This window comes from Diaphorobacter sp. JS3050, from assembly GCF_013154915.1.
Lineage (GTDB): Bacteria > Pseudomonadota > Gammaproteobacteria > Burkholderiales > Burkholderiaceae_C > Diaphorobacter > Diaphorobacter nitroreducens.
Map to the genome: position 1 here is coordinate 155,021 of NZ_CP053553.1, position 25,493 is coordinate 180,513.

Below are 25,493 nucleotides of genomic sequence, written 5' to 3' on the forward strand. Positions count from 1 at the left end.
AAATGGGCTTTAGCGCTTATCTGGTAAGCGCTAGTAGCTATGGTTTCAGGAGTCTCGCAGGGCAAAACCCGCCTGCGGCTCGTCACGAAAGCGCTCCTTCAGCTTGCGGCGCAGCAGCTTGCCGGTCTCCAGGCGCGGCAGCGCATCGACGAACACCACGCGCTGGGGCAGCTTCATGCGCGCCAGCACTTCGGCCGCCTGGGCGGCAATGGCGCGTGCCGTGTCCAGCGAGGCCTGCGCGCCGTGGCGCAGCACCACGGCTGCCAGGGGCTGCTCGCCAAAGTCGGGGTGGGGTACGCCCACCACGGCCACCTCGTACACGTCGGGGTGGCGCATCAGGGCGTTCTCGATCTCCTGCGGGTACAGGTTGACGCCCCCCGAGAGGATCAGGTCTGCGCGCCGGTCGCTTAAGTAAAGGTAGCCCTCGGCATCCACATGGCCGATGTCGCCATAGGTGATCCAGCCACGCTCGTTGATGGCCTGGCGCGTCTTCTCCTCGTCGTTGAGGTAGCTGAACTGTCCGCCGCCCGAGAAGTACACCTGTCCGATCTCGCCCGCGGGCAGCTCCTGCCCGTCGTCACCCACGATGTGCAGCCGGCCCGTGGTGGGGCGGCCCACCGAGCCGGGGCGCCGGCGCCACTCGGCCGAGTTGATCATCGTCGTGCCGCAGCCCTCGGAGCCCGCGTAGTACTCCATGAGGATGTCGCCCCACCAGTCGAGCATGGCGTGCTTCACATCCACGGGGCAGGGCGCGGCGGCGTGGATGGCCACGCGGTGGCTGGACAGGTCGTAGCGCCGACGCACGGCCTCGGGCAGCTTGAGCATGCGGCCAAACATGGTGGGCACCCACTGGCTGTGGGTGACGCGGTAGCGCTCGATGAGGGCCAGGGCGGTCTCGGCGTCAAAGCGCTCCATGATCACGGCCTGCCCGCCCAGCTCCAGCACGCGCAGCGTGTAGCGCAGCGGCGCGGCGTGGTACAGCGGCGCGGGCGAGAGGTACACAGTGTCTTCGCCCATGCCCATGATGCGCGCCGTGCCCAGTGCCTCGGGGTCGGTCTGGCCGCGCAGGTGGGCGGACCACAGGGGCTTGAGCACGCCCTTGGGCCGGCCCGTGGTGCCCGAGGAATACAGCAGATCGCGCCCCAGCGGTCGGTCGGCGAAGTCCGCAGGCGGCCCCTGCAGGGCGTCGAGCGCGGCCTGTAGCGATGGGGCCTGCACCGACGCGGCTTGCGCAGGGGCCTCGTCCACCGTCCAACAGGGCAGGGGATGGTGGGCCTGCAACTCGGCCAGCTGGGGCAGGGTCTTGGCGGACGCCACCACCAGCCGCGCGCCACAGTCCTGCACGATGTAGGCCACCTCGGCCGGTGTCAGGTGCGTGCTGAGCACGGCGGCATACAGGCCGGCCTGCCGGGCCGCCAGCGCCAGCGCCAGGATCTCGACGCGGTTTTCCAGCACCACCGCGAAGCGTTCGCCCGCCTGCAGACCCTGGGTGTGGAGCCACTGTGCCATCGCCAGGGCGCGTTGCGCCACTTCGCCGGCGGTGAAGCGCGCGCCTGTCTCGGCCATGACCAGTACCACCCGGTCGGGAGATGCCGCCGCGCGGCCAAAGAAGTCCTGCATACCTGTCACCCGTTGCTCCTCGGTGCGCCGCCATGGGGACTGGAGTCACCCAAAAATGCGAAATGCATGTCTCACAAAAATGTTGTGTGAAACGATTTTTTCAGGCGTACAGACCAAAACACATCGGGTAAACACGGTCTTCAGCACATTCAAACCGGCTGAAAATCATTTTTAATGGATCATTTGTCTCATAAACACATGGAGTCATCATGAATATTCCCGTCATCGTCGATGCCATCCGCAGCCCCATGGCCCGGGCCAAGCCCGATGGCGCACTGGCCGAGGTGCATCCTGTGGACCTGCTCTCGCAGGTGCTGGAGCAACTGGTCGCGCGTAACCAGTTGGATCCCGGCACGGTGGACGACGTGATCTGCGGCTGCGTGAGCCAAGCCGGCGAGCAGGCGGGCACGCCCGGGCGCCTGGCCTGGCTGGCCGCGGGCCTGCCTGCGCACGTGCCCTCCACCACCATCGACCGCAAGTGCGGCTCCAGCCAGCAGGCCGTGCACTTCGCGGCGCAGGCCATCATGGCGGGCACGCAGGACATCGTGATCGCCTGCGGCGTGGAGTCCATGAGCCGCGTGCCCATGGGCAGCTCGCGCATGGGCAAGAACACCACCGGCCCGCGCTTTGACGCCCGCTACGCCCCCGGCCTGGTGGGGCAGGGTGTCTCGGCCGACCTGGTGGCTGCCCAATGGGGCCTGGACCGCACCGCGCTGGACACCTATGCCGCGCGCTCGCACCAGCGTGCCCACGCGGCGCAGTCCAGCGGAGGCTTTGCGCGCGAGATCGTGGGCATCGACACCCCCGCCGGCCGCGTGACGGCAGACGAGACCATCCGCGCCGGCACCACGGTGGAAAAGCTCGCCGGCCTGAAGGCCGTGTTCGAGAACGAGGAGCTGTCCGCGCGGTTCCCGCAGATCCAGTGGGCCACCACGGCCGGCAACGCCTCGCAGATGACCGACGGCGCCAGCGCCATGCTCATCATGAGCGAGCAGCGTGCCCAGCAACTGGGCCTGCGTCCCCGTGCGCGTTTCGTGGCCTTCGACGTGGTGGGCGACGACCCGCTGTACATGCTCACCGCGCCCATCCCGGCCACGCAGCGCGTGCTGGCCAAGGCCAAGATGAAGCTGGACGACATCCACCACTACGAGATCAACGAGGCCTTCGCCTCCGTGCCCCTGGCCTGGCAGAAGGAGTTGAAGGCCGACGGCGAGCGCCTGAACCCGCGCGGCGGTGCCATTGCCCTGGGCCACCCGCTGGGCGCCTCGGGCCTGCGCCTGATGACCACCATGCTGCACGCCCTGGAAGACAGCGGCCAGCGCTACGGCCTGCAGTCCATGTGCGAGGCCGGCGGCATGGCCAACGCCACCATCATCGAACGTCTGTAACTATTGATTTGATAGCTGCTGGCGCTTGATGGACGGGCGTCGCAAGCCATAATGAGGAAAGAAGCATGAAGCTGCAACAAGGAATGACCGCCCTCGTCACGGGCGGGGTCTCGGGCCTGGGCGAGGCCTCGGCCATCGCGCTGCTGGAGCGTGGCCTGAACGTGGTGGCCGTGGACCTGAACGACGAGCGCGGCCAGGCCATGGAACAGCAATACGCCGGCCGCCTGCGCTATGTGAAGGCCGATGTGTCCGACGAAGGCCAGATGCAGCAGGCCATCGCCGCGGCCGAGGCGTTCGGCAACTTCCGCGCGCTGGTGCATTGCGCGGGCATCGGCGGCCCGGTGCGCCTGATCGAAAAGGACGGCAGCCCCGGCTCGCTGGAGAAGTACATCAACATCATCCGCGTGAACCAGATCGGCACCTTCAACACGCTGCGCCTGGCGGCCGTTGCCATGGCCAAGAACGAGCCGATCGACGGCGAGCGCGGCGTGTGCGTGCTCACCGCCTCGGTGGCGGGTTACGAGGGGCAGATCGGCCAGATTCCCTATGCCTCGTCCAAGGCCGGCGTGATTGGCATGACCATCGTGGCGGCGCGCGACCTGGCCTCCAAGTTCATCCGCGTGTGCACCATCGCACCGGGCCTGTTCGATACGCCCATCCTGGCCAAGCTGCCCGAGGCCGTGCGCCAGTCGCTGGGCGCGTCGGTGCCCCACCCGGCACGCCTGGGCCACCCCTCGGAATACGCGCTGACCGCCCTGCACATCCTGGAGAACCCCATGCTCAACGGCGAGACCATCCGCCTCGATGGGGCCATTCGCATGGCGCCGAGGTGACAACCCCCTGAGGCGCTACGCGCCTTCCCCCTTCTCTCTGCGCGCTTCGCGCTCCGGGAAGGGGGACGCAGCCAGCGCGGCGGGGCGGCCCTTGCGCGGCTGCCTTGGTCTGGGCAGCGCCAGTTTCAGAGGTCGGGGCTACGCAATGCGGTGAACAACGCCGCGAAGAGTTGAAAGGATTTTTTGATGACATCCACGGTATTGGTCGAAGTGCGCGGCAACGTGCAAATCATGACGCTGAGCAACCCCGAGGCGCGCAACGCCGCCACGCTGGAGATGGCCGAGGCCATGGCCGCCGCGCTGGATGAGCTGGACAGCAACCCGGCCCTGCAAGTCGGCATCGTCACCGGAGCTGGCGGCACCTTCTGCGCGGGCATGGATCTCAAGGGCTTCTTGCAGGGCAAGCGCCCCAGCATCGCTGGGCGGGGTTTTTGCGGCCTCACGCAAAAGCCGCCGCACAAGCCGCTGATCGCCGCCGTCGAGGGCTACGCGCTTGCCGGCGGCTTTGAGCTGGTGCTGGCCTGCGACCTGATCGTGGCCGCCCGCACAGCCAAGTTCGGCCTGCCCGAGGTCAAGCGCGGCCTGGCGGCCTCTGCCGGCGGCCTGCTGCGCCTGCCAAAGCGGCTGCCCTACCACATCGCCATGGAATGCATCCTCACTGGCGACATGTTCGGCGCGGAACGCGCCCATGCCCACGGCCTGGTCAATCGCCTGGTCGAGCCCGGCCAGGCACTGGAAACAGCGCTGGAACTGGCCCAGGCCGTGGCGGCCAATGGCCCGCTGGCGCTGATCGCCAGCAAGCGCGTGGCGCAGGAGTCGGCCGACTGGTCGCAGGCCGAGATGTTCGAGCGTCAGGCCGTCATCACCGCGCCGGTATTCGCCTCGCAAGACGCACGCGAAGGGGCCACGGCCTTTGCCGAAAAGCGCCCACCTGTCTGGCAAGGTGTTTGATGAAATAAGAGGCTCAAACGCCCGTCCATAAAGCGCAATGCGCTATCTATTAAATAGCAATTGACAGCCCAACACTACCAGGACCGAAGGAGACAAAACATGCCTTTCCACCATCACCGCCAAGCGCTGCGCCTGGCGGGCGCCAGCGCCCTGCTGGGCCTGGCCGCCCTGACGGCGTCGCACCCCGCGCGGGCCGACGCCGCCTGGCCCACACGCCCTATCACCTTCGTCGTGCCCGGCGCGGCCGGCGGCACCACCGACACGCCCGTGCGCTTCATGGCGCAAAAGCTCAGCGAGCGGTTGGGCCAGCCCATCGTGGTGGACAACAAGCCCGGCGCGGGCGGCTCGCTGGGCAGCAGCCTCGTGGCGCGCGCGCCGGCCGACGGTTACACCGTGCTGGTGGGCAACACCGGCTCCAACGCCATCAACTACACCGCCTATCAGAAGCTCCCCTACAAGGCCGAGGACTTCGTGGCGCTGACCGACATGATCTCGTTCGCCAACGTGCTGGTCGTGCCGGTGAAGTCGCCCATCAAGAGCCTGAAGGAGCTTGTCGCTACTGCCAAGCGCGAGCCGGGCAAGCTGGCCTTTTCGTCAGCGGGCGTGGGCCAGACCACGCACCTGATGGGCGAGCTGCTGCGCCAGAGTGCGGGGGTGGACGTGGTGCATGTGCCCTACAAGGGGTCGGCGCCTGCCACCATGGCCATCGTGGCCGGCGAGACCCAGTTCATGTTCGACAACCTCACGGGGTCGCTGGGCCATGTGAAGGATGGCAAGCTGCGCGCGCTGGCCGTGACCGGCTCCACGCGCGAGCCCGAGCTGCCCGACGTGCCCACCATGACCGAGCTGGGCATGAAGGACTTCGACAAGGTGGGCTGGATGGGCTTCTTCGTGCCCGCCAAGACGCCGCCGGCCGTCGTGAAGAAGCTCACCGACAACCTCGTCGCCGTGCTGCAGGACCCGGCCGTGGTCCAACGCTACCGCGAGCTGGGCGGCCGCCCCGGGGGCATGGCGAGCGAGCAGTTCTCGAAGATCGTGGAGCGCGACCGGCAGGACTGGGGCGACTTGATCCGCAGCCAGAAGCTGCAGCTGGACTGAAAGGAGGGCGCCATGGCTGAGTCCTCCTCCTTCGCTGGCCGCCACGTCTTCGTGGCCGGCGGCACCAGCGGCATCAACCTCGGCATCGCCCAGGCGTTTGCACGCGCGGGCGCCCACGTGGTGGTCATGAGCCGCTCGCCCGACAAGGTGCAGCAGGCGGCCGAAGGCCTGCGCGCGCTGGGGGCGCAGGCGCTGGGCATCAGTGCCGACGTGCGCGACCCCGCTGCGGTGGACGCCGCGCTGCGCCAGGCGCATGCGCAGTTCGGTGACATCGACGTGCTGATCTCCGGCGCAGCGGGCAACTTCATCGCGCCCGCGGCCGACCTGTCGCCCAACGGCTTCAAGACCGTGATCGACATCGACCTGAACGGCAGCTTCCACGTGCTGCGCCTGGCGTACCCGATGCTCAAGAAACCGGGCGCCAGCGTCATCAACATCTCGGCGCCGCAGGGCGTGAACCCCACCATGTACCAGGTGCACGCCTGCGCCGCCAAGGCCGGCATCGACATGATGACGCGCGTGCTGGCCATGGAATGGGGCGAGGTGGGCGTGCGCGTGAACGCCATCGCGCCCGGTCCGATCGGTGACACCGAGGGCATGCGGCGCCTGGCGCCCACGCCCGAGGCGCTGGCGAATGCCGTGGCCACCGTGCCGCTGCAGCGCATGGGCACGCTCGATGACATTGCGAACATGGCGCTGTTCCTCTCGTCGCCGCAGGCGGGCTACGTGACGGGCGCCGTCATCCCGGTGGACGGCGGATCGTCGCTGCGCGGCGGGCGCGACATGCGCGCGTCGTACGTGCCGCGGAGCGCGGCATGAGCCAGGTATACGAGCGCATCGTTTTCGAGGTGCAGGACGGCGTGGCCACGCTGACCCTGAGCAACCCCACCAAGCGCAACGCCTTCGACCCCGCCATGCGCGTGGAGATGGCCGCGGTGGTGCGCCAGGTGCAGGCCGACCCGGCCATCCGCGCGCTGGTGCTGACGGGCGCGGGCGCGCATTTCTGCTCGGGCGGCGACCTCTCCAACATCGCCGCCAGCGGGCTGGACAACGGCGGCTGGCGCCAGCGCCTGAGCTGCCTGCACGACTGGCTCAAGGACCTGATGCTGCTGGACAAGCCGGTGATTGCTGCCGTCGATGGCGCGGCCTATGGCGCGGGCTTCAGCCTGGCGCTGGCGGCGGACTTCATCATCGCCAGCACCCGCGCGCGCTTTGCCATGTCGTTCATCCGCGTGGGCGTGGTGCCGGACTGCGCGGCGTTCTACACCCTGCCGCGCGTGGTGGGCGTGCAGCGTGCGCGAGAGTTCATGCTATCGGGCCGCGAGGTGCAGGCCGACGAGGCGCTGCGCCTGGGCATTGCCACCGAACTGGTAGAGCCCGATGCGCTGCAGGTCCGCGCCCAGGCGATTGCGCGCAGCTTCGTGGGCGCGTCGCCCGTGGCGCTGAGCCTGATCAAACGCTCGCTCGCGCTGGCCGCGAGCGACCTGCCGTCGTTGCTGGAGCAGGAGGCCAACGCCCAGGCCCTGGCCATGGGCACGCCCGAGCACCGCGAGGCCGTGCGCTGCTTCCTGGAGAAAAGGCCGATGCCCTTCCAGTGGCCGCAGACCTGACTTTGAAACAGGTGAAAATCTCAAGCTTTTTGAGGTCAATGTGAACGTGAACGCAGATCCGGACGGCAAACTGGTCAGCGCCCTGGTGCGTGGCGTTTCCATATTGCGGTGCTTCTCCAGCAAGTGCCAGGAACTCAGCGCCAAGGAGCTGATGGACCTGACCCGCCTGCCCAAGCCCACGCTGTTTCGCCTGACGGACACGCTGTGCGAGCTGGGCCTGCTGCGCTATTCGGAGCGGCTGTCCAAATACGTGCCCGGCCTGGGCCTGCTGCAGTTGTCCTCGCCCGTGCTCACGCGCATGGCCCTGCGCCAGTTCGCCCGGCCGCACATGCAGGCGCTGGCCGACCTGACCGAGGGGCAGGTGCAGCTGGCCGTGGGCCACAAGCGCCGGTTGTGCATGGTGGAGCTGGCCAACGGCATGGGCAACACCGTGTTCCGCCAGGAAATCGGCGTGCCCATCTCGCTGTCGCGCACGGCCACGGGCCGCGCCTATCTGTTGGGCATGGCCGAGGATGAGCGCAAGGCCTACCTGCAGGACCTGCAGCGCAACGACCCGCAGCGCGCCGCGTGGCTGGAGCAGCGCCTGACGGACGCGCGCGACGACTTTGCGCGCCACGGTTTTTGCCGCAGCCACGGCGACCTGCACCGCGAGATCGAATCCATCGCCGTGCCCATGTCGCAGCCGCAGGACGGGGAACTCTGGGTGTTCGCCGTCTCGGTCCCGGTGTTCAGCCCCATGTACGCCCGGCTGGAGACAGACCTGGGCCCGCGCCTGCGCACGCTGGTGCGCTCGGTGGAGAGCGTGCTCGGGGCCTCCGGCCTCACCTGATACCCGCGCCCGCCACCCATACAACATCTACCAAGGAGACATCGTGAAGGTTCTGGACAGCGTGCGCGTACTGGAGATTGGCGGCCTGGGGCCGGGGCCGTTTTGTGCGATGCACCTGGCCGACCTGGGTGCGGACGTCATTTCCGTAGTGCGCGAGACGAAGGGCCGCGAGACGACCGGCGCCTTGCTCAATCGCGGCAAGCGCTCGGTGTTTGCCGACCTCAAGACCGAGGAGGGGCGCCAGCTGGTGCTGGCCCTGGTGGCCGAGGCCGATGCGCTCATCGAGGGCATGCGCCCTGGCGTGATGGAGCGCCTGGGTCTGGGCCCCGAGGAGTGCATGGCGGTCAACCCGCGCCTGGTGTACGGGCGCATGACGGGCTGGGGCCAGAGCGGACCGTTGGCACCGCGTGCGGGGCACGACACGAACTATGCCGCCGTCAGCGGCGCGCTGTGGGGCTGCAGTCCGGCGGGCGCGCGGCCCGTCTCGCCTTTCGCCGTGCTTGGCGACATCGGCGGCGGTGCCATGTACCTGATGACGGGGCTGCTGTCGGGCATCGTGCAGGCGCGCGCCACGGGCCGCGGCACGGTGGTGGACGCAGCCATCGTGGACGGCTCGGCCCATATGCTGAACCTGATGCTGAGTGCGCGCCAGAGCGGCCTGGTGGCCGATGTGCGCGGCCAGAGCATCCACGACAGCGCGCCCTTCTACGACACCTATGTCTGCGCCGACGGCCATTACGTCACCGTGGGCGCTATCGAGCCGCAGTTCTACACCCTGCTGCTGCAGGTGCTGGGGCTGGCCGAGGACCCCGATTTCACCGGGTCGCAATGGGACAAGGCCGCCTGGCCGGTGCGCCGCGCGCGGCTGGCCGCGCTGTTCCTGGCGCGGCCGCGTGCGCACTGGCAGGCGCTGCTGGAGCCCACCGACGCCTGTTTTGGCGTCGTGCTCAGCCCCGTCGAGGCGGCGCAGCACCCGCACATGCGTGCGCGGGGTGTGTATTCCGAACGCCAGGGGGTGCTACAGGCGGCACCCGCGCCCCGCTTTGATGGCGCAGCCTACGAGCCGGGCGAGGCCTGCGCGCCCGGCGCGCATACGCAGTCGGTCATGGAAGGACTGGGCCAGTCCGGCGCGCGGGCCGTGTGGCGCCAGCGCTGAGCACGTTGCGCGGGGCAGTCTCCCGCGCGGCCCTGGTTACCGTTGCTGGAGCAGCGCGGACGCTGGCAGCAGCCTGAAGGCCAGCGAAGCCAGCGCCAGCCAGGCGGCGATGCACAGCAACACCGCGCGGTAGGGCTCCAGCCCGGCGCTGGTGGCCCAGGCGGCCACGGCGCCGGTCAGCGATTGCATCAGCGCCACCCCCAGAAACATGGCCATGGTGTAGAGAGACAGGGCGCGCCCCGTCTGTTCGTTGGGGTAGGACGAGCGCACGTCGGCATATTGCAAGATGCTGTAGCCTGACAGCAGTCCCATCGCGATCATCAGCGCCACCGTGGCCTGGGCGTTGTTGACCCAGGCCATGATGGCGAACAGGCCGGCCATCGACAGCGAAGCGCGGCCCACCCAGGTGCGGCGCCGGGCGGGGCCCGGGTCCATGCGGCCGAAAGCGGCGGGGGTGAACAGCGCAATCAGCGACAACACCAGCGCCACGTTGCCACTGTCCACCAGCGAAAAACCGTAGCGGTCGATCAGCAGAGGCCCCAGCCACAGACCGCGCAGCGACAAAAAGGCCGCATAGCACGACATGCCGAGGATCACGATGCCCCAGGTGTGTGGCACGGTAAAGAGCCGTCCCATGCCCGTCAGCGCTTCCCCCCAGCTGCTGGCTGGACGGTGTGCGGTATCGGCACGTGCCGGTTCATGCACCAGCGCATAAATCAACAGCCACGACAGCAGGCTCAGGCCTGCCAGCAGGCCAAAGCCGGCACGCCAGCCCCAGTGCTGCACCACCCAGGCCAGCGGTGTGCCGGTGAACAGCAACCCCAGCCCGCCCAGGCCCATGCTCAGGCCCGAGAAAAAGGCAAACCGGTCGGCCGCGAAATAGCGCGCAATGAACAGCGTGCAGGCCACGAAGGCGGGTGAATAGCCCACCCCGATCAGCACCTGACCGACCATCAGCCAGCCATAGCTGGGCGCCAGCGCAGACAGGGCCGCACCAGCGATGCCCAGGGGCGCAGCCACCAGCACCGTGCGGCGCAGGCCGTAGCGGTCCAGTGCGATGCCCATCAGCAGTTGCGCAATGCCGAACGACAAACCAAACAGTCCGGCAAACGCCCCCAACGAGGAAGCCTGCAGGCCGAAATCTGCCTGCAGGCCCTGGGCCACGATGGCGGTGGTGGTGCGGTAAGCCTGGCTCAGCGCAAAGCCCGACAGCAGCGTGAGCAGCATGACCCACAGCGGTTGTGTACGGGAGAGTCTCATCGAGGGAGGAATGACGGTAGGGGCACGCCGGTGATTGTGCCGGCGCGCGGCACAGCTGCAGGCACGAAACCGGAGCGGGCCTTCAGACCCTCGCCAGGCGCTGCAGCGCCCGCGCGTGGCGCAGCAAGGTCTGCTCGGCCTGCGCCAGCACCGGTGCATCGACCATGCGGCCGTCCAGCACGCACACGCCGCCGCCCGCCTGCTCCAGCGCCTGCCGCACGCGCTGCGCATGGGTCACGGCGGCCTCATCGGGGTCGAACGCGGCATGCAGCACTGGCACCTGCGCCGGGTGGATGCACAGCTTGCCGCCAAAGCCCATGCGCCGCGCGCGCTCGGCATCGCGGCCCATGCGCTCGGGATTGCGCGTGTCCACCGTCACGCCGTCGATGGGCGCGGCCAGCCCCGCGCGGCGCGAGGCCAGCACCAGGGCCATGCGCACGGGCAGCAACTCCTGCTCGTCTTCGGCGCAGGCCATGCCTGCGTCCACCTGGAAGTCGAGATGCCCGAAGGCCAGCCGCGCTACCTGGGGCGCGGCAGCCAGCGCGTCGGCGGCCGCCAGGCCCGCCACGCTTTCCACCAGCGGCACCAGCGCAGCCTGCGGCCCGGCGGCCCGGGCCACGGCCTGCAGGGTCTGCGCGCGCTCGGCCTTGGGCACCACGGCGCCGGCCAGGCCCTGGGCGGTGAGTCGTGCCAACGCCTGCAGATCGGCCGCAAACCAGGGGGTTGCCTCGCTGTTGATGCGCACCAGCAGCCGTGCGCGCTGCGGGGCCGGCAGGGCGGTCAGCGCATCGGCCAGGGCGGTGCGGGCGCGTTCCTTGTCTGCGGGGGCCACGGCGTCCTCCCAGTCGGCAATCACCAGGTCGGCGCCGCTGGCCAGGGCCTTGGGCAGCCGCTCGGGCTGGGTGGCGGGAACGAAGAGGAAGGAGCAGGCGTGGCGCACGGAGTCGGTCATGGGAAGCAGGGAAGCAGGGAAGCAGGAAGGCGGGAACAGCGCGGGTCAGGCGTATTCGGAGATTTCGATCAGGTTGTGGTCCGGGTCGCGCACGTAGACCGAGCGGATGGGGCCGCGCGCGCCGGTGCGCTGCACCGGGCCGCACTCGATGGCAATGCCGTGCTCGGCCAGGCGCTGCTGCACCTGCGCCAGCGGGATGGACGCAATGAAGCACAGGTCCAGCGCGCCCGGCAGGGGGTGCTGGGCCTTGGGCTCGAACTCGCGGCCCTGGATGTGCAGGTTGATCTTCTGCCCGTTGAACACAAAGGCCTTGCGGCCTTCGCCAAAGGTCTGCAGCGCCATGCCCAGCACGGTGCTGTAGAAGTGCACGCACTGCGCCTCATGGGCGGTGGTGAGCACGAGGTGGTCCAGCCGGTCGATCATGGGGTGCCTTGTGGTGCAAGCGCCCCGGCCGGCAGCGAGCCAGCCGGGGCAAAACGGGCGAGATTACTCGGCGCTCACGCCGGCGGCCTTGATGACCTTGTCCCAGCGCGCCACCTCGGCCGCCAGGTGCTTGCGCAGGCCTTCGGGCGTGGCCTTGTCGGGCGAGACCAGGTCGGAGCTCAACTCGGCGATGCGCTTTTTCACGTTCTCGTCCTTGATCGCCACGTTCAGCGCCTTGTTGAGCTTCTCGATCACGTCCTTGGGCGTGCCCTTGGGGGCGTACATGCCGTGCCACACCTTCACGTCGAAGCCCTTGAGGCCCTGCTCGTCCAGCGTGGGAATGTTGGGCATGGATGCCAGGCGCTGCGGCGTGGTCACGCCGAACACCTTGGCGCGCTTGCCATCCTGGATCACCGGGGCGGTCTGCGTGGTCTGGTCGCACAGCAGGTCCACCTGGCCGCCCATCAGGTCGTTCATGGCCGGGCCGGCGCCCTTGTAGGGCACGGTGGTCAGCTTCACGCCCACCTGGTGCATGAACAGCATGCCGCACAGCTGCGACACGGCACCCACGCCTGCGTTTGCCAGCGACACCTTGTCCTGGTTCTTCTTCACGTAGTCCAGCAGCTCGGGGAAGGTGTTGGCGGGGAAGTCCTTGCGCGACAGCAGCGTCATGGGCACGTCCAGCACCTGGCCGATGTACTCGAAGTCCTTGAGGGGGTCATAGGGCAGCTTCTTGTACAGCGCCGGGGCCGTGGCCATGCCCATGTGATGGATCAGGATGGTGTAGCCGTCGGGCTTGGAGCGCACGATGCGCGCGGGCGCCAGCGTGCCGCCCGCGCCCACGGTGTTCTCCACCACCACCGTCTGGCCCAGCGACTGGCCCATGGGTACGGCCAGCAGGCGCGCCACCACGTCGGTGGGCCCGCCTGCGCTGTAGGGCACGACCAGGGTGACACTCTTTTCAGGCCAGGTGTTGGCGGCGGCAGGGCCGCCCAAGGCCATCGCCGCGCAGGCCGCGGCGATGGCGCCGAAGGGGGTGCGCCGGGAAATCGGGATGAAGCGTGCGGTCATGCGTGTGTCTCCTTGTCGGTGGTGGTGAAGGGGGCGTCTTCTGCGCCCCTGGGGGGATCATGGGCCGCGGCGCAGGCGGGACCGCCGGTCAGCCCAGCAGATGCTGCGTGCGCGGCCACTCCTGTACTTGCCACAGGCGCTGCACGGCCGCCCGAGCCTGCGCATCGGACACCGCGCCGCCGTAGGCGGCCAGGCGCAGGGCCTTGGCCGTGAGTTCCTCGCGCGAGAGGGTGTTGCCGGGGTCGCCCTTGGGCTCTTCCACGCGCCCGGCCAGCGTGCGGCCGTCGGTCGTCTGCACGGTGACCTTGCCGATCCAGCGCTGCGGGTAAGCAGCGTCCACCTCCGGGTCCAGCACCATGCGCACCTTCTCGCGCAAGGTCACAGTGTCCGGGGCCAGGAACTGCTCGTCGAATTCGGTCAAACCCGCATGGCCAAAGCGTGCGGCCAGTGCCAGCACCGTGCCCATGGAGAACTTGGACTGGTGCACCGTGGTGGGCGAGACCACCGGCCCCAGCACGTCGATGGCACCCTGGTGCACATGGCAGGTCACCTGTGCGATGTCGGCGGGCGCCAGGCCGTGCTCGCGCATCACCTGCTGCAGCGCGTCGGCGGCAGGGTGCGTATGGCGGCACGAGGCATGCCACTTGAACGATGTCTCGGCCGTGGCCCAGCGGGTGCCCAGGCCCTCGGTGAGCTTGGCCGGGTTGGCATCGCTGGACATGCCCGCGGCCAGGCCCTGCGGCCCGGTGAAGATGTCCTGCGCGCCGGTGAAGCCGTCCTGGGCCAGGTAGGCGGCCATCAGGCCGGCCGCGGCGGCGTGGGCCGTGTGCAGCTGCTTGCTGTCGGCCGCGGTGCGCAAAAATTCCCACAGCCCCGCCGACTGCGTGCCGGCCGAGCCAAAGGCGTGCTGCATCTGCGCGGGCGTGAGCTCCAGCAGGCGCCCCACGGCAGCGGCTGCCGCCAGCGTGCCGGCCGTGGCCGTGGTGTGGAACACCTTGTAATGGCTGCGGCCCAAGAATTCGCCCACGCGGATGCCGACCTCATAGCCCGCCACGCAGGCCGCCATGAGCTGCGCGCCGCTGGCGCCGATGCTTTGCGCCACGGCCAGCGCGGGCGGAAAGACCACGGCCGCCGGGTGGAACACCGAGCCGTTGTGCACATCGTCCTGCTCGGCCACATGGCTGGCCGCGGCATTGGCCAGCGCGGCCATCATGGGGCTGCTGGTGGCGCCGTGGCCGACAACCTCGGCCGGGCCGCTGGCAGGGCCTTGCGACAGGGCAAAGCGCGTGATGCTGGCCACGGGCCGGGCGCGGCAGCCGGCCAGCACGGAGCCGAACCAGTCCACCCACAGGTCTTCGGTGCGGCGCTGCACGGGTGCGGGCACGTCGCTCCACTGCAGCGTGGCGGCAAACTGGGCCAGGGGATGGATGGTGACTTGGGTTTCTTGCTTCATTTCGGGCTCCCGGGCAGGCGTATCAAGCGCTAGGGCCTGTTCACACTATTTTTGCCAGTGCGAATGGCGTGAAAACCGCGCCAATCTAGGCGCGTGACGACGCCAAGGCCGGGGCCTTGGCTAGGAGGGCAACGACGAATGGCGCGGTTTTCACTCCGTTCCCTCCGGGTTGCGATCAAAAAGGGCCATTCGCGGCGTTGCCAAGCCTCGCTGGGGTAGCACCCCAGCTTCGTTTGGCGCCTTGCGCCTGGCCCTTTTTGATCGCAACGCATCTGGCAAAAATAGTGTGAACAGGCCCTAGTGTGGTGTCTCAAAAATAGATAGAACTATTTTGACCGGTGTTGGTCGAATCAGCTTCCTTATAGGAGACTACGCTGATGGCCCACCCTGGACGCCCCGCCACGAAGCTGCAGATCACCGATGCCGAGCGCGCAGAGCTGCATGCGCGACTGCGCGTACGCAAAGCGCCCGAGGACGAGAAGCTGCGCATGCGAATCGTGCTGGGCTGCGCAGATGGGGAGTCGGGCACCATGATTGCCCAACGCTTGGGCACGACGGTGCAAACTGTCTCCAAGTGGCGGCGGCGCTACCGGGCGTATCGTCTGGCGGGTTTGACCGATGCCCCGCGCGCTGGCCGCCCGCGCAGTGTGGGCGACGAGCAGGTTCAGCTCATTGTGGACAAGGTTCGCCAGAGCAAGCCTGACAACGCCACGCACTGGAGCGTGCGCCAGATGAGTCGGCACGCTGGCGTATCGCCCGCGACGGTGCAGCGCATCTGGCATGCCTTTGGGCTGAAGCCGCACCTGCAAGAAACCTTCAAGCTATCGACGGATCCCCATTTCGTGGACAAGGTACGGGATGTGGTGGGGCTGTATATGGCACCACCCGATCGCGCCTTGGTGCTGTGCGTGGACGAGAAGAGCCAGATCCAGGCTCTGGATCGCACCCAACCAGGGTTACCACTGACGTTTGGCAAACCCAGCACGCGCACGCACGATTACAAGCGCCATGGCACAACGTCGCTGTTTGCAGCGCTGGATGTGGCCACTGGCAAAGTCATAGGACAGCTCAAGCGCCGTCACCGCAGTGTGGAATTCCTGCAGTTCCTCAAAGCCATCGATGCAGCGGTGCCTGGCGAACAAGACATCCACCTGATCATGGACAACTACGGCACGCACAAGACGCAGGCAGTGCGGGCCTGGCTAGCAGCCCATCCTCGCTACCACGTTCACTTCACGCCCACCTCAGCGTCCTGGCTCAATCTGGTCGAGCGTTTCTTTAGCCAGATCAGCGAGCAGTGGATCAAGCGCAGCGCCCACACCAGCGTTGCTCAGCTGGAGCAATCCATACGGGAATACATTGATCGTCACAACGAGGATCCCAAGCCGTTCGTGTGGCATAAAAGTGCGGACACCATCTTGGCATCTGTGGCGCGGGCAGCGAGTACCATTATTTGATGATTACTTTTGAGACACCACACTAGCAGCTATGGTTTTTGCGTCAAAGAGGTTGCGGTGCCTGCAGGGCGTCGATCTGCTCGGCGCTCCAGCCCAGCTCGGCCAGGATGGCGGCGTTGTGCTGGCCCACGGCGGGCACGGCATCCATGCGGTAATCGAACGCGCTGTTCACGCCGGGCGGCAGCAGCGCCGGGATGCGGCCCACGGGGGAATCCACTTCGATCCAGCGCTGGCGTGCGGCCAGCTGCGGGTGCGCCCACAGGTCGGCCATGTCGTTCACGCGGGCGTTGGCGATGCCCGCTTGGTCCAGCCGCTCGACGACCTGGGCGGCGCTGAGCGTGGAGAACTCTTGCAGGATCAGCGCCTGCAGCGCGTCGCGGTGGGCGTTGCGCTGGCCGTTGCTGTCAAAACGCGCGTCCGTGGCCACTTCGGGGCGCTGCAGCACGGCGTCGCAAAAGGCCTTCCATTCGCGCTCGTTCTGCAGGCCCAGCATCACCGTCTTGCCATCGCCCGCCACGAACGGGCCATAGGGGTAGATGCTGGCGTGCGATGCGCCGGTGCGCGGCGGCGGCGGCGCGCCGTCGAAGGCGTAGTACATCGGATAGCCCATCCACTCGCCCATGGCTTCGAGCATGGACACGTCGATGTGGCTGCCCTCGCCCGTCTTGCCGCGCAGCAGCAGGGCCGACAGGATGTTGGTGTAGGCATACATGCCCGCGGCAATGTCGGCCACCGAGATGCCGGACTTGGATGGCGTCTCGGGCGTGCCGGTGACGGACAGAAACCCCGCCTCGCTCTGGATCAGCAGGTCGTAGGCCTTCTTGTCGCGGTACGGGCCGTCCGCGCCGTAGCCGCTGATGTCGCACACGATGAGCTTGGGGTTGTGCGCCTTCAGGGCTTCGTACGACAGGCCCATGCGTGCGGCGGCGCCGGGCGCGAGGTTCTGCACCAGCACGTCGGCGGTCTTGAGCAGTTGCAGCAGCGCGGCCTTGGCCTGGGGCTGCTTCACATCGAGCGCCAGGCTCTCCTTGCTGCGGTTGATCCAGGTGAAGTGCGACGACTGGCCCTTCACGCGCTGGTCGTAGCCACGCGCGAAGTCGCCGCTGCCGGGGCGCTCCACCTTGATGACGCGCGCGCCCAGGTCGGCCAGCTGGCGCGTGCAGAACGGCGCGGCCACCGCGTGTTCCAGCGAGACGACGGTGATGCCGTCAAGGGGGCGGATGTTTGGATTCATATCTCAGGACTTCTATCGAGCGGTGGCGCTGCCCGCGACGTTCGAAACTGGCGCGACCCACACCAGCGGACGCCGAGCAAGGGCCTGGGCCGGCCGCGCCGCCCCGCAGCGAGGGCGTCGTCCCCCTGCCCGCAGCGCGTAGCGCTGCGAGAGCGGGGGGAAGGCGCGAAGCGCCACAGGGGGGTGTCGCACGTCAGAACGAACGGGGCAAGCCCAGGATGTGCTCGGCCACGTAGCTGTAGATCATGTTGGTCGAAATCGGCGCCACCTGGTACAGGCGCGTCTCGCGGAATTTGCGCTCGATGTCGTACTCGCACGCGAAGCCAAAGCCGCCGTGGGTCTGCAGGCAGACGTTGGCCGCTTCCCAGCTGGCCTTGGCCGCCAGGTACTTGGCCATGTTGGCCTCGGCGCCCGCGTTCTGGTGGGCGTCAATCTTCTCGCAGGCCTTCCAGCGCATCAGGTTGGCGGCTTCCAGCTCGATGAAGGCATCGGCAATCGGGAACTGCACGCCCTGGTTCTGGCCGATGGGGCGGTTGAACACCACGCGCTCCTTGGCGTATTTGCTGGCCCGGTCGATGAACCAGTAGCCATCGCCAATGCACTCGGCGGCGATCAGCGTGCGCTCGGCGTTCAGGCCGTCCAGCAGGGTCTTGAAGCCCTTGCCTTCTTCGCCCAGCAGCGCGTCCTCGGGGATCTCGAGGTTGTCGAAGAACAGTTCGTTGGTCTCGTGGTTGACCATGTTCAGGATGGGGCGCACGGTGAGGCCGTTGCCAATCGCCTGGTGCAGGTCGATCAGGAAGCACGACAGGCCGTCGGAGCGCTTTTTCACCTGGTCGGCGGGCGTGGTGCGCGCCAGCAAAATCATCAGATCGCTGTGCTGGATGCGCGAGATCCAGACCTTCTGGCCGTTGATGACCCAGCGGCCGTCTTTCCTGACGGCGCTGGTCTTGAGCTTGGTGGTGTCGCTGCCCGTGGTGGGCTCGGTCACGCCCATGGACTGGATGCGCAGCTCGCCCGAGGCAATCATGGGCAGGTATTTCTGCTTTTGCGCTTCGCTGCCGCTGCGCACGATGGCGTTCATCACGTACATCTGGCCGTGGCAGGCGCCGGAGTTGCCGCCGCTGCGGTTGATCTCTTCCATGATGACCGAGGCCTCGGCCATGGTCAGGCCCGAGCCGCCGTACTCCTGCGGAATCAGTGCGGCCATCCAGCCGGCCTGGGTCAGGGCATCGACAAAGGCCTCAGGGTAGGCGCGGGCCTCATCGACCTTGCGGAAGTATTCGTCAGGGTACTGGGCGCACAGAGCGCGCACGGCGTCGCGGATTTCCTGGTACTGGTCGGGCTGGTGGATCATGGTGGATTTCAAGTGTTTTTAGTCTCTGGCGCTGATGCAGCAAGCGCCAGCAGCTATGGATTTGGTAGTGTTCAGGCCAACGTGGCCGTGCCCTGCATGGTCAGCCAGCCCTCGTGGTCCTGGGCCCACAGCTCCACGGTCTTGCCGTCGCTGGAGGGCTTGCCGTGCACGCTGAACGGGTGCAGGTCGAACGTCGGTCGCACGGCGCGGAAGTCGAACGTGAGCACCTGCGCGCCGGGCAGGCTGCGGCGCAGCAGGTCCAGCAGCAGCGTGGCGATCAGCGGGCCGTGCACGATCAGGCCGGGGTAGCCCTCGACCTCGGTCACGTACTTGCGGTCGTAATGGATGCGGTGGCCGTTGAAGGTGAGCGCGGAGTAGCGAAACAGCAGCACGTCGTCGGGCACGATGGTGCGCGACCAGGCGGCCTGGCCCTCCAGCGGCGGCTTTTGCGGCGTGGGCGCCGGGTCGCCGGGCTGGGCGGCGCTGCGGTAGACGATGTCGTGCTCCTCGGTGAGCGCCAGGCCCTGCGCGTTGCGGTACTGGTGCTCCACCAGCACGAAGAGCAGCTCACCCGAGCGCCCCGCCTTGTGCTTGACGGACTGGATGGTGGAGGTGCGCTGCACCTGCTGGCCCACCTGCAGCGGGTTGGCACCATCTCCCCGCATTTCCCAGCGCAGGCGCCCGCCCGCCCACATGCGGCGCGGCAGCGGCACGGGCGGCAGAAAGCCCCCGCGCTTGGGGTGCCCGTCCGGGCCGATCTCGCTCTGGCGCGCATGCGGCAGGAAGTACAGCCAGTGCCACAGCGGCGGCACGGTGGTGCCAGGGGCCGGCGCGGGGTCGTCGCGGTCCAGCGTGGCCGACAGCGCCGCGATGGGCGTGGCCGTGAGGGTGTCGCTCAGGGTTTCGCTTTGGCCCTGCCAGGTCTGCAGGTGCGCGAGCTGGGCGGTGTCGATGGTGGTTTCGGTCATGGTCGCCATCGTGCGGCCTCGCAGGCCCCTGCGCAATCCGCGTTTGTGAAAGCGCCTCTTCGTCGCCCATGAAGCCCCCGGGGTCTTCGCGCCGCTTTCATGGGGCCGAAGCCCGCCCTTGCGATTGCCGAATAGCGCGGGCGGCCCTTTGCCGTCATGCTCGCAGCCATTGATTTCCTATCGCAAACAAAGGACGACAGACATGGCGCAGAAGATGGTGCAGGACAAGGTGGTGGTGGTGACGGGGGCTGGCGGCGGCATCGGGCGCGACATGGCGCTGGCGCTGGCCGCCGCCGGGGCCAAGGTGGTGGTGAACGACATCGGCACCTCCACCACGGGCGAAGGCACCGACGCCGGCCCCGCGCAGAAGGTGGTCGAGGAGATCAAGGCCGCCGGCGGCCAGGCCGTGGCCAACATGGACAGCGTGGCCGAGGCCGCCGCGGCGGGCCGCATCATCCAGTGCGCGCTGGACCACTTCGGCCGCATCGACGGCGTGGTCAACAACGCGGGCATCCTGCGCGACCGGTTCTTCCACAAGATGAGCCTGGACGAGTGGGACGCCGTGCTCAAGGTGCACCTGTACGGCAGTTACTACATGAGCCGCGCGGCCGCCAACCATTTCAAGGAGCAGGAGAGCGGCGCCTTCGTGCACATGACCTCCACCTCGGGCCTGATCGGCAACTTCGGCCAGGCCAACTACAGCGCGGCCAAGCTGGGGCTGGTGGCGCTGTCCAAGTCCATCGCGCTGGACATGCAGAAGTTCCACGTGCGCTCCAACTGCATCGCGCCCTTCGCGTGGAGCCGCATGATCGGCTCGATCCCCACCGACACGCCCGAGCAGCGGGCGCGCGTGGCCAAGATCCAGCAGATGACGCCCAACAAGATCGCCCCGCTGGCCGTGTACCTGCTGTCGGACCAGGCCCAGGACGTGAACGCCCAGGTCTTCGCCGTGCGCAACAACGAAATCTTCCTGATGAGCCAGCCGCGCCCCCTGCGCTCGGTGCACCGCAGCGAAGGCTGGACGCCCGAGTTCATCGCCGAGCACGGCATGCCCGCGCTCAAGAGCTCGTTCGTGCCCATGGAGCGCTCGGGCGACGTGTTCTCCTGGGATCCTGTGTGACAGAGACAACCCCCTGAGGCGCTGCGCGCCTTCCCCCTTCTCTCGCAGCGCTGCGCGCTGCGGGAAGGGGGACGCCACCAGCGCGGCGGGGCGGCGCGGCCAGCCCAGGCCCTTGCGCGGTGGCCGCTGGCCTGGGGACGCGCCAGTTGCATGGCGCGCTGGCAATACACAACCTTATGGACAACTGAGATGGCCATTGACTATCACCACCTGAAGGCGCGCGATTTTGGCGTGATCCGCCAGACGTACACCGAGCGCGACACCATGCTTTACGCGCTCAGCCTCGGGCTGGGCAACGATCCGCTGAACGCCAGCGCGCTGCCCTTCGTCTACGAGGGGCTGGAAGGCGGCCTGCGCGCCCTGCCGTCGCAGGCCGTGGTGCTGGGCTACCCGGGCTTCTGGGCGCGCGAGGCGGACACGGGCATCGACTGGGTCAAGCTCCTGCATGGCGAGCAGCGCATGCGCCTGCACCGCCCGCTGCCCGCGAGCGGCGAGGTCGTGGGCCACAACCGCATCACGCACCTGACCGACAAGGGCGAGGGCAAGGGCGCCATCATGGTGACCGAGCGGCGCCTGGAAACCGCCGCCGGCGAGCTGCTGGCCACCGTGCAGCAGGTCACCTTCCTGCGCGGGGATGGCGGCTACAGCCAGCAGGGCGGCGGCCAGCCCAGCGACGCACCGCTGCCCGCGCTGCAGCCCACGCCGCAGGACCGCGCGCCCGACCTCACCGACACCCAGCCCACCCGCCCCGAGGCGGCGCTGCTCTACCGCCTGATGGGCGACTACAACCCGCTGCACGCCGACCCGGCCGTGGCCGCCAAGGCAGGCTTCGAGCGCCCCATCCTGCACGGGCTGGCCAGTTACGGCCTGGTGGCGCACGCGCTGCTGCGCCAGTGCTGCGCCGGCGATCCCGCGCGCCTCAAGGCGCTGGACATCCGCTTTGCCGCCCCCGTGTACCCAGGGGAGACGTTGGTGACCGAGATCTGGCGCGTGCCCGGCCAACCGACGCAGGTGCAGCTGCGCGCCCGTGTGCTCGAACGCGACAAGGTGGTGCTGAGCCACGGCTTCGCCGAACTGGCGTGAGCTATCAAAAAGTGAGCTGCCGGCGCTTCATAGGTAAGCGCTGGAGCTCGTTCTGAATCAAAAACCCTGGAGCACGCCATGAGCGCACCCCCCGTGTTGACCGCCGTGCAGGACGGCATCGGCACCATCACCCTGAACCGCCCCGAGGCACGCAACGCGCTCAACCAGGCCATGCGCCCAGCCCTGGCCGCCGCCATCGCGCAGATGCGCGACGACGCGCAGGTGCATGCCGTGATCCTCACGGGCGCGGGCGGCGCGTTCTGCTCGGGCGGCGACATCTCGGCCATGCTGGACACCACCCGCACCGGCCTGGCCTTTCGCAAGGGCATGCGCGAGCTGCACCAGTGGTTCCCCGAACTCGTGAACCTGGAAAAGCCCGTGATCGCCGCGGTGGACGGCCCGGCCTTCGGCGCGGGCCTGAGCCTGGCCCTGGCGGCCGACTTCGTGCTGGCCACGCGCCGCGCCAAGTTCTGCGCGGTGTTCGGCCGCATCGGCCTGATCCCCGACCTGGGCGCGATGCACCTGCTGCCGCGCATCGTGGGCCAGCAAAAGGCCAAGGAGCTGGTCTTCACCGCGCGCACCGTCGATGCCGAGGAAGCCAAGCAACTGGGCATGGTGTTCGACATTGTGGACGACGCCACCGCGCTGACCGAGGCCGCGTTGGCGCTGGCACGGCGTTTTGGCGAGGCCTCCACCGCCGCCATCGGCATGGCCAAGACCATCATGAACCAGTCCTTCGAGAGCGACGCGCGCACCATCGCCGAGCTGGAGTCCTATGCGCAATCTGTGTGCCGTGGCTCCGACTACCACCAGGACGCGGTGCGACGCTTCAAGGACAAGCAGCCGCTGCGCTTCGACTGGGACAGGAAATGACTCCCCCCTGTGTCGCCTTCGGCGCCATCCCCCCAGGGGGACGACGCCAGTGGCCGGGCAAAGCCCGCTCCACGGCGTCCGCTGGCATGGCCTGCTCCGCGGCCATCGGACCGGTGCCGGCGCGCCAGTTTCATGGGTTGCGGGTGGCGCGCTGCGCCCTGGAGCACTGATATGAGCGCATTGGCCGAACGCTTGCAGGCACTGATCCGCCCCGGCGACACGCTGTGGTGGGGCCAGGCCACGGCCGAGCCGCTGACGCTCACGCGCGCCGTGGTGCAGCATCGCCACGCGCTGGCGCAGGGCGGGCGGCTGCGCGTGTTCGTGGGCATCGGCGCGTCGGACACGCTGCAGCCCGGGCTGGCCGACGCCATCGATTTCTTCGGCTATGCCGCGGGCGGGCCGCACCGCGCCCTGGCCCAGGCCGGCGTGCTGGACATCCTGCCCAGCCACTATTCCCATCTGCCGGGCCTGATCCGCGCGGGGGTGCTGCCGGCCGACGTGGTGCTGCTGCAGGTGTCGCCGCCCGATGCGCAGGGCCGCTACAGCCTGGGGCTGGTGCAGGAATACCTGCCCGCCGCGATCGAGCGCGCGCGTGTGGTGATCGCCGAGGTGCACCCCGACGTGCCCTGGACGCACGGCGGCCTGCACCTGCAGGCCAGCGACTTCGCGCTGCTCATCGACGCCGAGCACCCGCCGCTGGACCAGAGCCGCAGCGCGCCCGGCCCGGTAGAGCAGGCCATTGCGCGCCATGTGGCGGGGTGGGTGGAAGACGGCGCCACGCTGCAGCTGGGCATCGGCAACCTGCCCGAGGCCGTGCTGGCCGCGCTGCACGGCCACCGCGACCTTGGCCTGCACAGCGGTGCAGTGGGCGACGGCATTGCGGCCCTGGCCGAGGCCGGCGTGCTCACCAACGCCAGGAAGAGCCTGGACACCGGCGTGGGCATTGGCGGCATTCTCATGGGCGGCGAGAGGCTGCGCCGCTGGGCGCACCGCAACCCACAGATCGAGCTGCGCGGCACCGACTACACGCACGACCCCGCGGTGCTGGCCGCCAGCCACAAGCTCACCGCCATCAACGCGGCCATCGAGGTGGACCTCACCGGCCAGATCAATGCCGAGGTGGCCGCCGGCTGCTACGTGGGCGCCGTGGGCGGCGCGGTGGACTTCCTGCGCGGCGCCGCGCGCAGCAAAGGCGGCCTGCCCATCGTGGCGCTGCCCGCCACCGCCAAGGGCAAGACACGCATCGTGGCCCAGCTCTCGGGCCCGGTGAGCACGCCGCGCAGCGACGGGGGCCTGATCGTCACCGAGCATGGCGTGGCCGACCTGCGCGGCCAGACGCTGTCGCGCCGCGTGCGCCGGCTGATCGACATTGCCGCCCCCGAACACCGCGCCGACCTGGAGCGCCAGGCCCACGACACGCTGCGCCTCTGTGGCGCGGCATTTCAAATTTGATAGCTATTGGCGCATGTCAGATAAGCGCTAGCGGCCATTTTCATTCATATTTCAAGGAGCAACACCATGCGCAGAGCCGCCATCGTCACCCCCGTCCGCACCCCCGTCGGCACCTTTGGCGGCAGCCTGCGGCCCGTGCCCGTCGAGGAGCTGGCCGCCACCACGGTGCGCGCCGTGGTCGAGAGAAGCGGCATCGACCCCGCGCGCATCGACGACGTGGTCATGGCCCAGTCGTACGCCAACAGCGAGGTGCCCTGCGTGGGCCGCTGGGCCGCGCTGCAGGCAGGGCTGCCGGTATCGGTGCCGGGCATGCAGCTGGACCGGCGCTGCGGCGGCGGCCTGCAGGCCATCGTCACCGCGTCGATGATGGTGCAGAGCGGCGCCGCCGACGTGGTGATCGCCGGCGGCGTGGAGAGCATGAGCAACATCGAGTACTACAGCACCGACATGCGCTGGGGCGCGCGCTCGGGAAACGTGCGCTTCTACGACCGCCTGGACCGCGGGCGCGAGCGCTCGCAGCCGGTGGAGCGCTTCGGCAAGATCTCCGGAATGATCGAGACGGCGGAGAACCTGGCGCGCGACTATGGCATCACCCGTGAGGAGGCCGATGCCTTCGCGCTGCGCAGCCACCAGCGCGCGGCGGCCGCCTGGGAGGCGGGCCGCTTTGCCGACGAAATCGTTCCCGTGCAGGTGCCGCAGCGCAAGGGCGAGCCGGTCACGTTTGCCCGCGATGAGGGCTTTCGCGCCGACGTCACGCCCGAGAGCCTGGCCAAGCTGCGCGTGCTGATGCCGAACGGCACCGTGACCGCCGGCAATGCCAGCCAGCAAAACGATGCCTCGGCCGCCTGCCTGATCGTGGCCGAGGACAAGCTGGCCGAGCTGGGCCTCACGCCCATGGCCACGCTGGTGGGCTGGGCCGCCGCGGGCTGTGAGCCCTCGCACATGGGCATCGGCCCGGTGCCGGCCGTGAAGAAGCTGCTCGCGCGGCTGAACCTGCGCATCGACGACATGGATCTGGTGGAGCTCAATGAGGCCTTCGCCTGCCAGGTGCTGGCCGTGCTCAAGGGCTGGGAATGGCAGGACCAGGATGCCATCGCGCACAAGCTCAACGTCAACGGCTCGGGCATCTCGCTGGGCCACCCCATCGGCGCCACGGGCGTGCGCATCCTGGCCACGCTGCTGCACGAGCTGCAGCGCCGCAAGGGCCGCTACGGCCTGGAGACCATGTGCATCGGCGGCGGCCAGGGCATCGCCGCGGTGTTCGAGCGCGTCTGACGCGCGGCGCTTGCACTGAGCGGTGGATCTGCG

At 68.6% G+C, this 25,493-nt stretch carries 23 protein-coding genes; 14 read left to right on the plus strand and 9 right to left on the minus strand.

What is annotated here, in order from left to right:
* Positions 1-45: 45 nt before the first annotated feature.
* The gene (locus HND92_RS00665; RefSeq protein ID WP_172209114.1) at positions 46-1,620 is read right to left on the minus strand and encodes an AMP-binding protein; all 1,575 of its coding nucleotides are present in this window, start codon (positions 1,618-1,620) and stop codon (positions 46-48) included.
* Between the two features lie 209 nt (positions 1,621-1,829).
* Between HND92_RS00665 and HND92_RS00670 the strand changes: the two genes are divergently transcribed.
* The 8 genes from HND92_RS00670 to HND92_RS00705 all read left to right on the plus strand — a co-directional run bounded on the left by HND92_RS00670 (position 1,830) and on the right by HND92_RS00705 (position 9,485).
* On the plus strand, positions 1,830-3,008 hold the full coding sequence (locus HND92_RS00670; protein ID WP_172205190.1) for a thiolase family protein: 1,179 nt from the start codon (positions 1,830-1,832) through the stop codon (positions 3,006-3,008).
* A 65-nt stretch (positions 3,009-3,073) separates the two neighbouring features.
* Positions 3,074-3,841, plus strand: coding sequence for an SDR family NAD(P)-dependent oxidoreductase (locus tag HND92_RS00675; RefSeq protein WP_172205193.1), 768 nt, complete (start codon positions 3,074-3,076; stop codon positions 3,839-3,841).
* A 186-nt stretch (positions 3,842-4,027) separates the two neighbouring features.
* Entirely contained in the window at positions 4,028-4,792 is a 765-nt protein-coding gene (locus HND92_RS00680) for a crotonase/enoyl-CoA hydratase family protein (protein ID WP_172205196.1), read from the plus strand.
* Positions 4,793-4,891: 99 nt separating this feature from the next.
* Positions 4,892-5,890 (plus strand): tripartite tricarboxylate transporter substrate binding protein, encoded by a 999-nt coding sequence (locus tag HND92_RS00685; RefSeq protein WP_172205199.1) that lies wholly within the window; start codon positions 4,892-4,894, stop codon positions 5,888-5,890.
* Positions 5,891-5,902: 12 nt separating this feature from the next.
* The gene (locus tag HND92_RS00690; RefSeq protein WP_011803578.1) at positions 5,903-6,709 is read left to right on the plus strand and encodes an SDR family oxidoreductase; all 807 of its coding nucleotides are present in this window, start codon (positions 5,903-5,905) and stop codon (positions 6,707-6,709) included.
* Positions 6,706-7,500 (plus strand): enoyl-CoA hydratase/isomerase family protein, encoded by a 795-nt coding sequence (locus tag HND92_RS00695; protein WP_172205202.1) that lies wholly within the window; start codon positions 6,706-6,708, stop codon positions 7,498-7,500. Before HND92_RS00690 ends, HND92_RS00695 begins: the two co-directional genes overlap by 4 nt.
* A gap of 40 nt (positions 7,501-7,540) precedes the next feature.
* Positions 7,541-8,329, plus strand: coding sequence for an IclR family transcriptional regulator (locus tag HND92_RS00700; RefSeq protein WP_371814828.1), 789 nt, complete (start codon positions 7,541-7,543; stop codon positions 8,327-8,329).
* 43 nt (positions 8,330-8,372) lie between these two features.
* On the plus strand, positions 8,373-9,485 hold the full coding sequence (locus HND92_RS00705; protein ID WP_172205208.1) for a CaiB/BaiF CoA-transferase family protein: 1,113 nt from the start codon (positions 8,373-8,375) through the stop codon (positions 9,483-9,485).
* A 36-nt stretch (positions 9,486-9,521) separates the two neighbouring features.
* Here HND92_RS00705 and HND92_RS00710 read toward each other — a convergent pair whose 3' ends face one another.
* The 5 genes from HND92_RS00710 to HND92_RS00730 form a co-directional block, all read right to left on the minus strand.
* A complete protein-coding gene (locus HND92_RS00710; RefSeq protein WP_172205211.1) occupies positions 9,522-10,745 on the minus strand; it encodes an MFS transporter in 1,224 nt (407 codons plus the stop codon).
* 82 nt (positions 10,746-10,827) lie between these two features.
* Entirely contained in the window at positions 10,828-11,697 is an 870-nt protein-coding gene (locus tag HND92_RS00715; RefSeq protein WP_172205214.1) for a CoA ester lyase, read from the minus strand.
* A gap of 45 nt (positions 11,698-11,742) precedes the next feature.
* Positions 11,743-12,120: a VOC family protein gene (locus HND92_RS00720; protein ID WP_172205219.1), complete on the minus strand. Its 378-nt coding sequence runs from the start codon at positions 12,118-12,120 to the stop codon at positions 11,743-11,745.
* 63 nt (positions 12,121-12,183) lie between these two features.
* Positions 12,184-13,191 (minus strand): tripartite tricarboxylate transporter substrate-binding protein, encoded by a 1,008-nt coding sequence (locus HND92_RS00725; RefSeq protein WP_172205222.1) that lies wholly within the window; start codon positions 13,189-13,191, stop codon positions 12,184-12,186.
* 88 nt (positions 13,192-13,279) lie between these two features.
* Positions 13,280-14,644 carry an MmgE/PrpD family protein gene (locus HND92_RS00730; RefSeq protein ID WP_172205225.1) on the minus strand — a complete coding sequence of 455 codons (1,365 nt, stop codon included), beginning with the start codon at positions 14,642-14,644 and terminating at the stop codon, positions 13,280-13,282.
* 377 nt (positions 14,645-15,021) lie between these two features.
* On the opposite strand from HND92_RS00730, the gene HND92_RS00735 reads away from it, so the two are divergent.
* On the plus strand, positions 15,022-16,101 hold the full coding sequence (locus HND92_RS00735) for an IS630 family transposase (RefSeq protein WP_005801445.1): 1,080 nt from the start codon (positions 15,022-15,024) through the stop codon (positions 16,099-16,101).
* 43 nt (positions 16,102-16,144) lie between these two features.
* Here HND92_RS00735 and HND92_RS00740 read toward each other — a convergent pair whose 3' ends face one another.
* From HND92_RS00740 to HND92_RS00750, 3 genes are all read right to left on the minus strand, one after another.
* Positions 16,145-17,335, minus strand: a complete 1,191-nt coding sequence (locus HND92_RS00740; RefSeq protein WP_172205229.1) for a CaiB/BaiF CoA-transferase family protein — start codon at positions 17,333-17,335, stop codon at positions 16,145-16,147.
* Between the two features lie 193 nt (positions 17,336-17,528).
* Complete coding sequence (locus HND92_RS00745; RefSeq protein WP_172209116.1) at positions 17,529-18,689, minus strand: acyl-CoA dehydrogenase family protein; 1,161 nt, start codon at positions 18,687-18,689, stop codon at positions 17,529-17,531.
* 71 nt (positions 18,690-18,760) lie between these two features.
* A complete protein-coding gene (locus HND92_RS00750) occupies positions 18,761-19,666 on the minus strand; it encodes a MaoC family dehydratase N-terminal domain-containing protein (RefSeq protein WP_172205232.1) in 906 nt (301 codons plus the stop codon).
* A 193-nt stretch (positions 19,667-19,859) separates the two neighbouring features.
* On the opposite strand from HND92_RS00750, the gene HND92_RS00755 reads away from it, so the two are divergent.
* The 5 genes from HND92_RS00755 (at position 19,860) to HND92_RS00775 (ending at position 25,460) form a co-directional block, all read left to right on the plus strand.
* Positions 19,860-20,777, plus strand: a complete 918-nt coding sequence (locus HND92_RS00755) for an SDR family NAD(P)-dependent oxidoreductase (RefSeq protein ID WP_172205235.1) — start codon at positions 19,860-19,862, stop codon at positions 20,775-20,777.
* 189 nt (positions 20,778-20,966) lie between these two features.
* Positions 20,967-21,860: a MaoC family dehydratase gene (locus tag HND92_RS00760; protein ID WP_172205237.1), complete on the plus strand. Its 894-nt coding sequence runs from the start codon at positions 20,967-20,969 to the stop codon at positions 21,858-21,860.
* A gap of 78 nt (positions 21,861-21,938) precedes the next feature.
* Entirely contained in the window at positions 21,939-22,733 is a 795-nt protein-coding gene (locus HND92_RS00765) for an enoyl-CoA hydratase/isomerase family protein (protein ID WP_172205240.1), read from the plus strand.
* A 171-nt stretch (positions 22,734-22,904) separates the two neighbouring features.
* Positions 22,905-24,185 carry an acetyl-CoA hydrolase/transferase family protein gene (locus HND92_RS00770; protein WP_172205243.1) on the plus strand — a complete coding sequence of 427 codons (1,281 nt, stop codon included), beginning with the start codon at positions 22,905-22,907 and terminating at the stop codon, positions 24,183-24,185.
* Positions 24,186-24,251: 66 nt separating this feature from the next.
* Positions 24,252-25,460, plus strand: coding sequence for an acetyl-CoA C-acetyltransferase (locus HND92_RS00775; protein ID WP_103736890.1), 1,209 nt, complete (start codon positions 24,252-24,254; stop codon positions 25,458-25,460).
* The last annotated feature ends 33 nt before the right edge of the window (positions 25,461-25,493 follow it).

Excerpts from the sequence above, each read along its gene's own strand:
- HND92_RS00665 (WP_172209114.1), bottom strand. The coding sequence starts at position 1,620 with ATGCAGGACTTCTTTGGCCGCGCGGCGGCATCTCCCGACCGGGTGGTA.
- HND92_RS00670 (WP_172205190.1), top strand. The coding sequence starts at position 1,830 with ATGAATATTCCCGTCATCGTCGATGCCATCCGCAGCCCCATGGCCCGG.
- HND92_RS00675 (WP_172205193.1), top strand. The coding sequence starts at position 3,074 with ATGAAGCTGCAACAAGGAATGACCGCCCTCGTCACGGGCGGGGTCTCG.
- HND92_RS00680 (WP_172205196.1), top strand. The coding sequence starts at position 4,028 with ATGACATCCACGGTATTGGTCGAAGTGCGCGGCAACGTGCAAATCATG.
- HND92_RS00685 (WP_172205199.1), top strand. The coding sequence starts at position 4,892 with ATGCCTTTCCACCATCACCGCCAAGCGCTGCGCCTGGCGGGCGCCAGC.
- HND92_RS00690 (WP_011803578.1), top strand. The coding sequence starts at position 5,903 with ATGGCTGAGTCCTCCTCCTTCGCTGGCCGCCACGTCTTCGTGGCCGGC.
- HND92_RS00695 (WP_172205202.1), top strand. The coding sequence starts at position 6,706 with ATGAGCCAGGTATACGAGCGCATCGTTTTCGAGGTGCAGGACGGCGTG.
- HND92_RS00710 (WP_172205211.1), bottom strand. The coding sequence starts at position 10,745 with ATGAGACTCTCCCGTACACAACCGCTGTGGGTCATGCTGCTCACGCTG.
- HND92_RS00715 (WP_172205214.1), bottom strand. The coding sequence starts at position 11,697 with ATGACCGACTCCGTGCGCCACGCCTGCTCCTTCCTCTTCGTTCCCGCC.
- HND92_RS00720 (WP_172205219.1), bottom strand. The coding sequence starts at position 12,120 with ATGATCGACCGGCTGGACCACCTCGTGCTCACCACCGCCCATGAGGCG.
- HND92_RS00725 (WP_172205222.1), bottom strand. The coding sequence starts at position 13,191 with ATGACCGCACGCTTCATCCCGATTTCCCGGCGCACCCCCTTCGGCGCC.
- HND92_RS00730 (WP_172205225.1), bottom strand. The coding sequence starts at position 14,644 with ATGAAGCAAGAAACCCAAGTCACCATCCATCCCCTGGCCCAGTTTGCC.
- HND92_RS00735 (WP_005801445.1), top strand. The coding sequence starts at position 15,022 with ATGGCCCACCCTGGACGCCCCGCCACGAAGCTGCAGATCACCGATGCC.
- HND92_RS00740 (WP_172205229.1), bottom strand. The coding sequence starts at position 17,335 with ATGAATCCAAACATCCGCCCCCTTGACGGCATCACCGTCGTCTCGCTG.
- HND92_RS00745 (WP_172209116.1), bottom strand. The coding sequence starts at position 18,689 with ATGATCCACCAGCCCGACCAGTACCAGGAAATCCGCGACGCCGTGCGC.
- HND92_RS00750 (WP_172205232.1), bottom strand. The coding sequence starts at position 19,666 with ATGGCGACCATGACCGAAACCACCATCGACACCGCCCAGCTCGCGCAC.
- HND92_RS00755 (WP_172205235.1), top strand. The coding sequence starts at position 19,860 with ATGGCGCAGAAGATGGTGCAGGACAAGGTGGTGGTGGTGACGGGGGCT.
- HND92_RS00760 (WP_172205237.1), top strand. The coding sequence starts at position 20,967 with ATGGCCATTGACTATCACCACCTGAAGGCGCGCGATTTTGGCGTGATC.
- HND92_RS00765 (WP_172205240.1), top strand. The coding sequence starts at position 21,939 with ATGAGCGCACCCCCCGTGTTGACCGCCGTGCAGGACGGCATCGGCACC.
- HND92_RS00770 (WP_172205243.1), top strand. The coding sequence starts at position 22,905 with ATGAGCGCATTGGCCGAACGCTTGCAGGCACTGATCCGCCCCGGCGAC.
- HND92_RS00775 (WP_103736890.1), top strand. The coding sequence starts at position 24,252 with ATGCGCAGAGCCGCCATCGTCACCCCCGTCCGCACCCCCGTCGGCACC.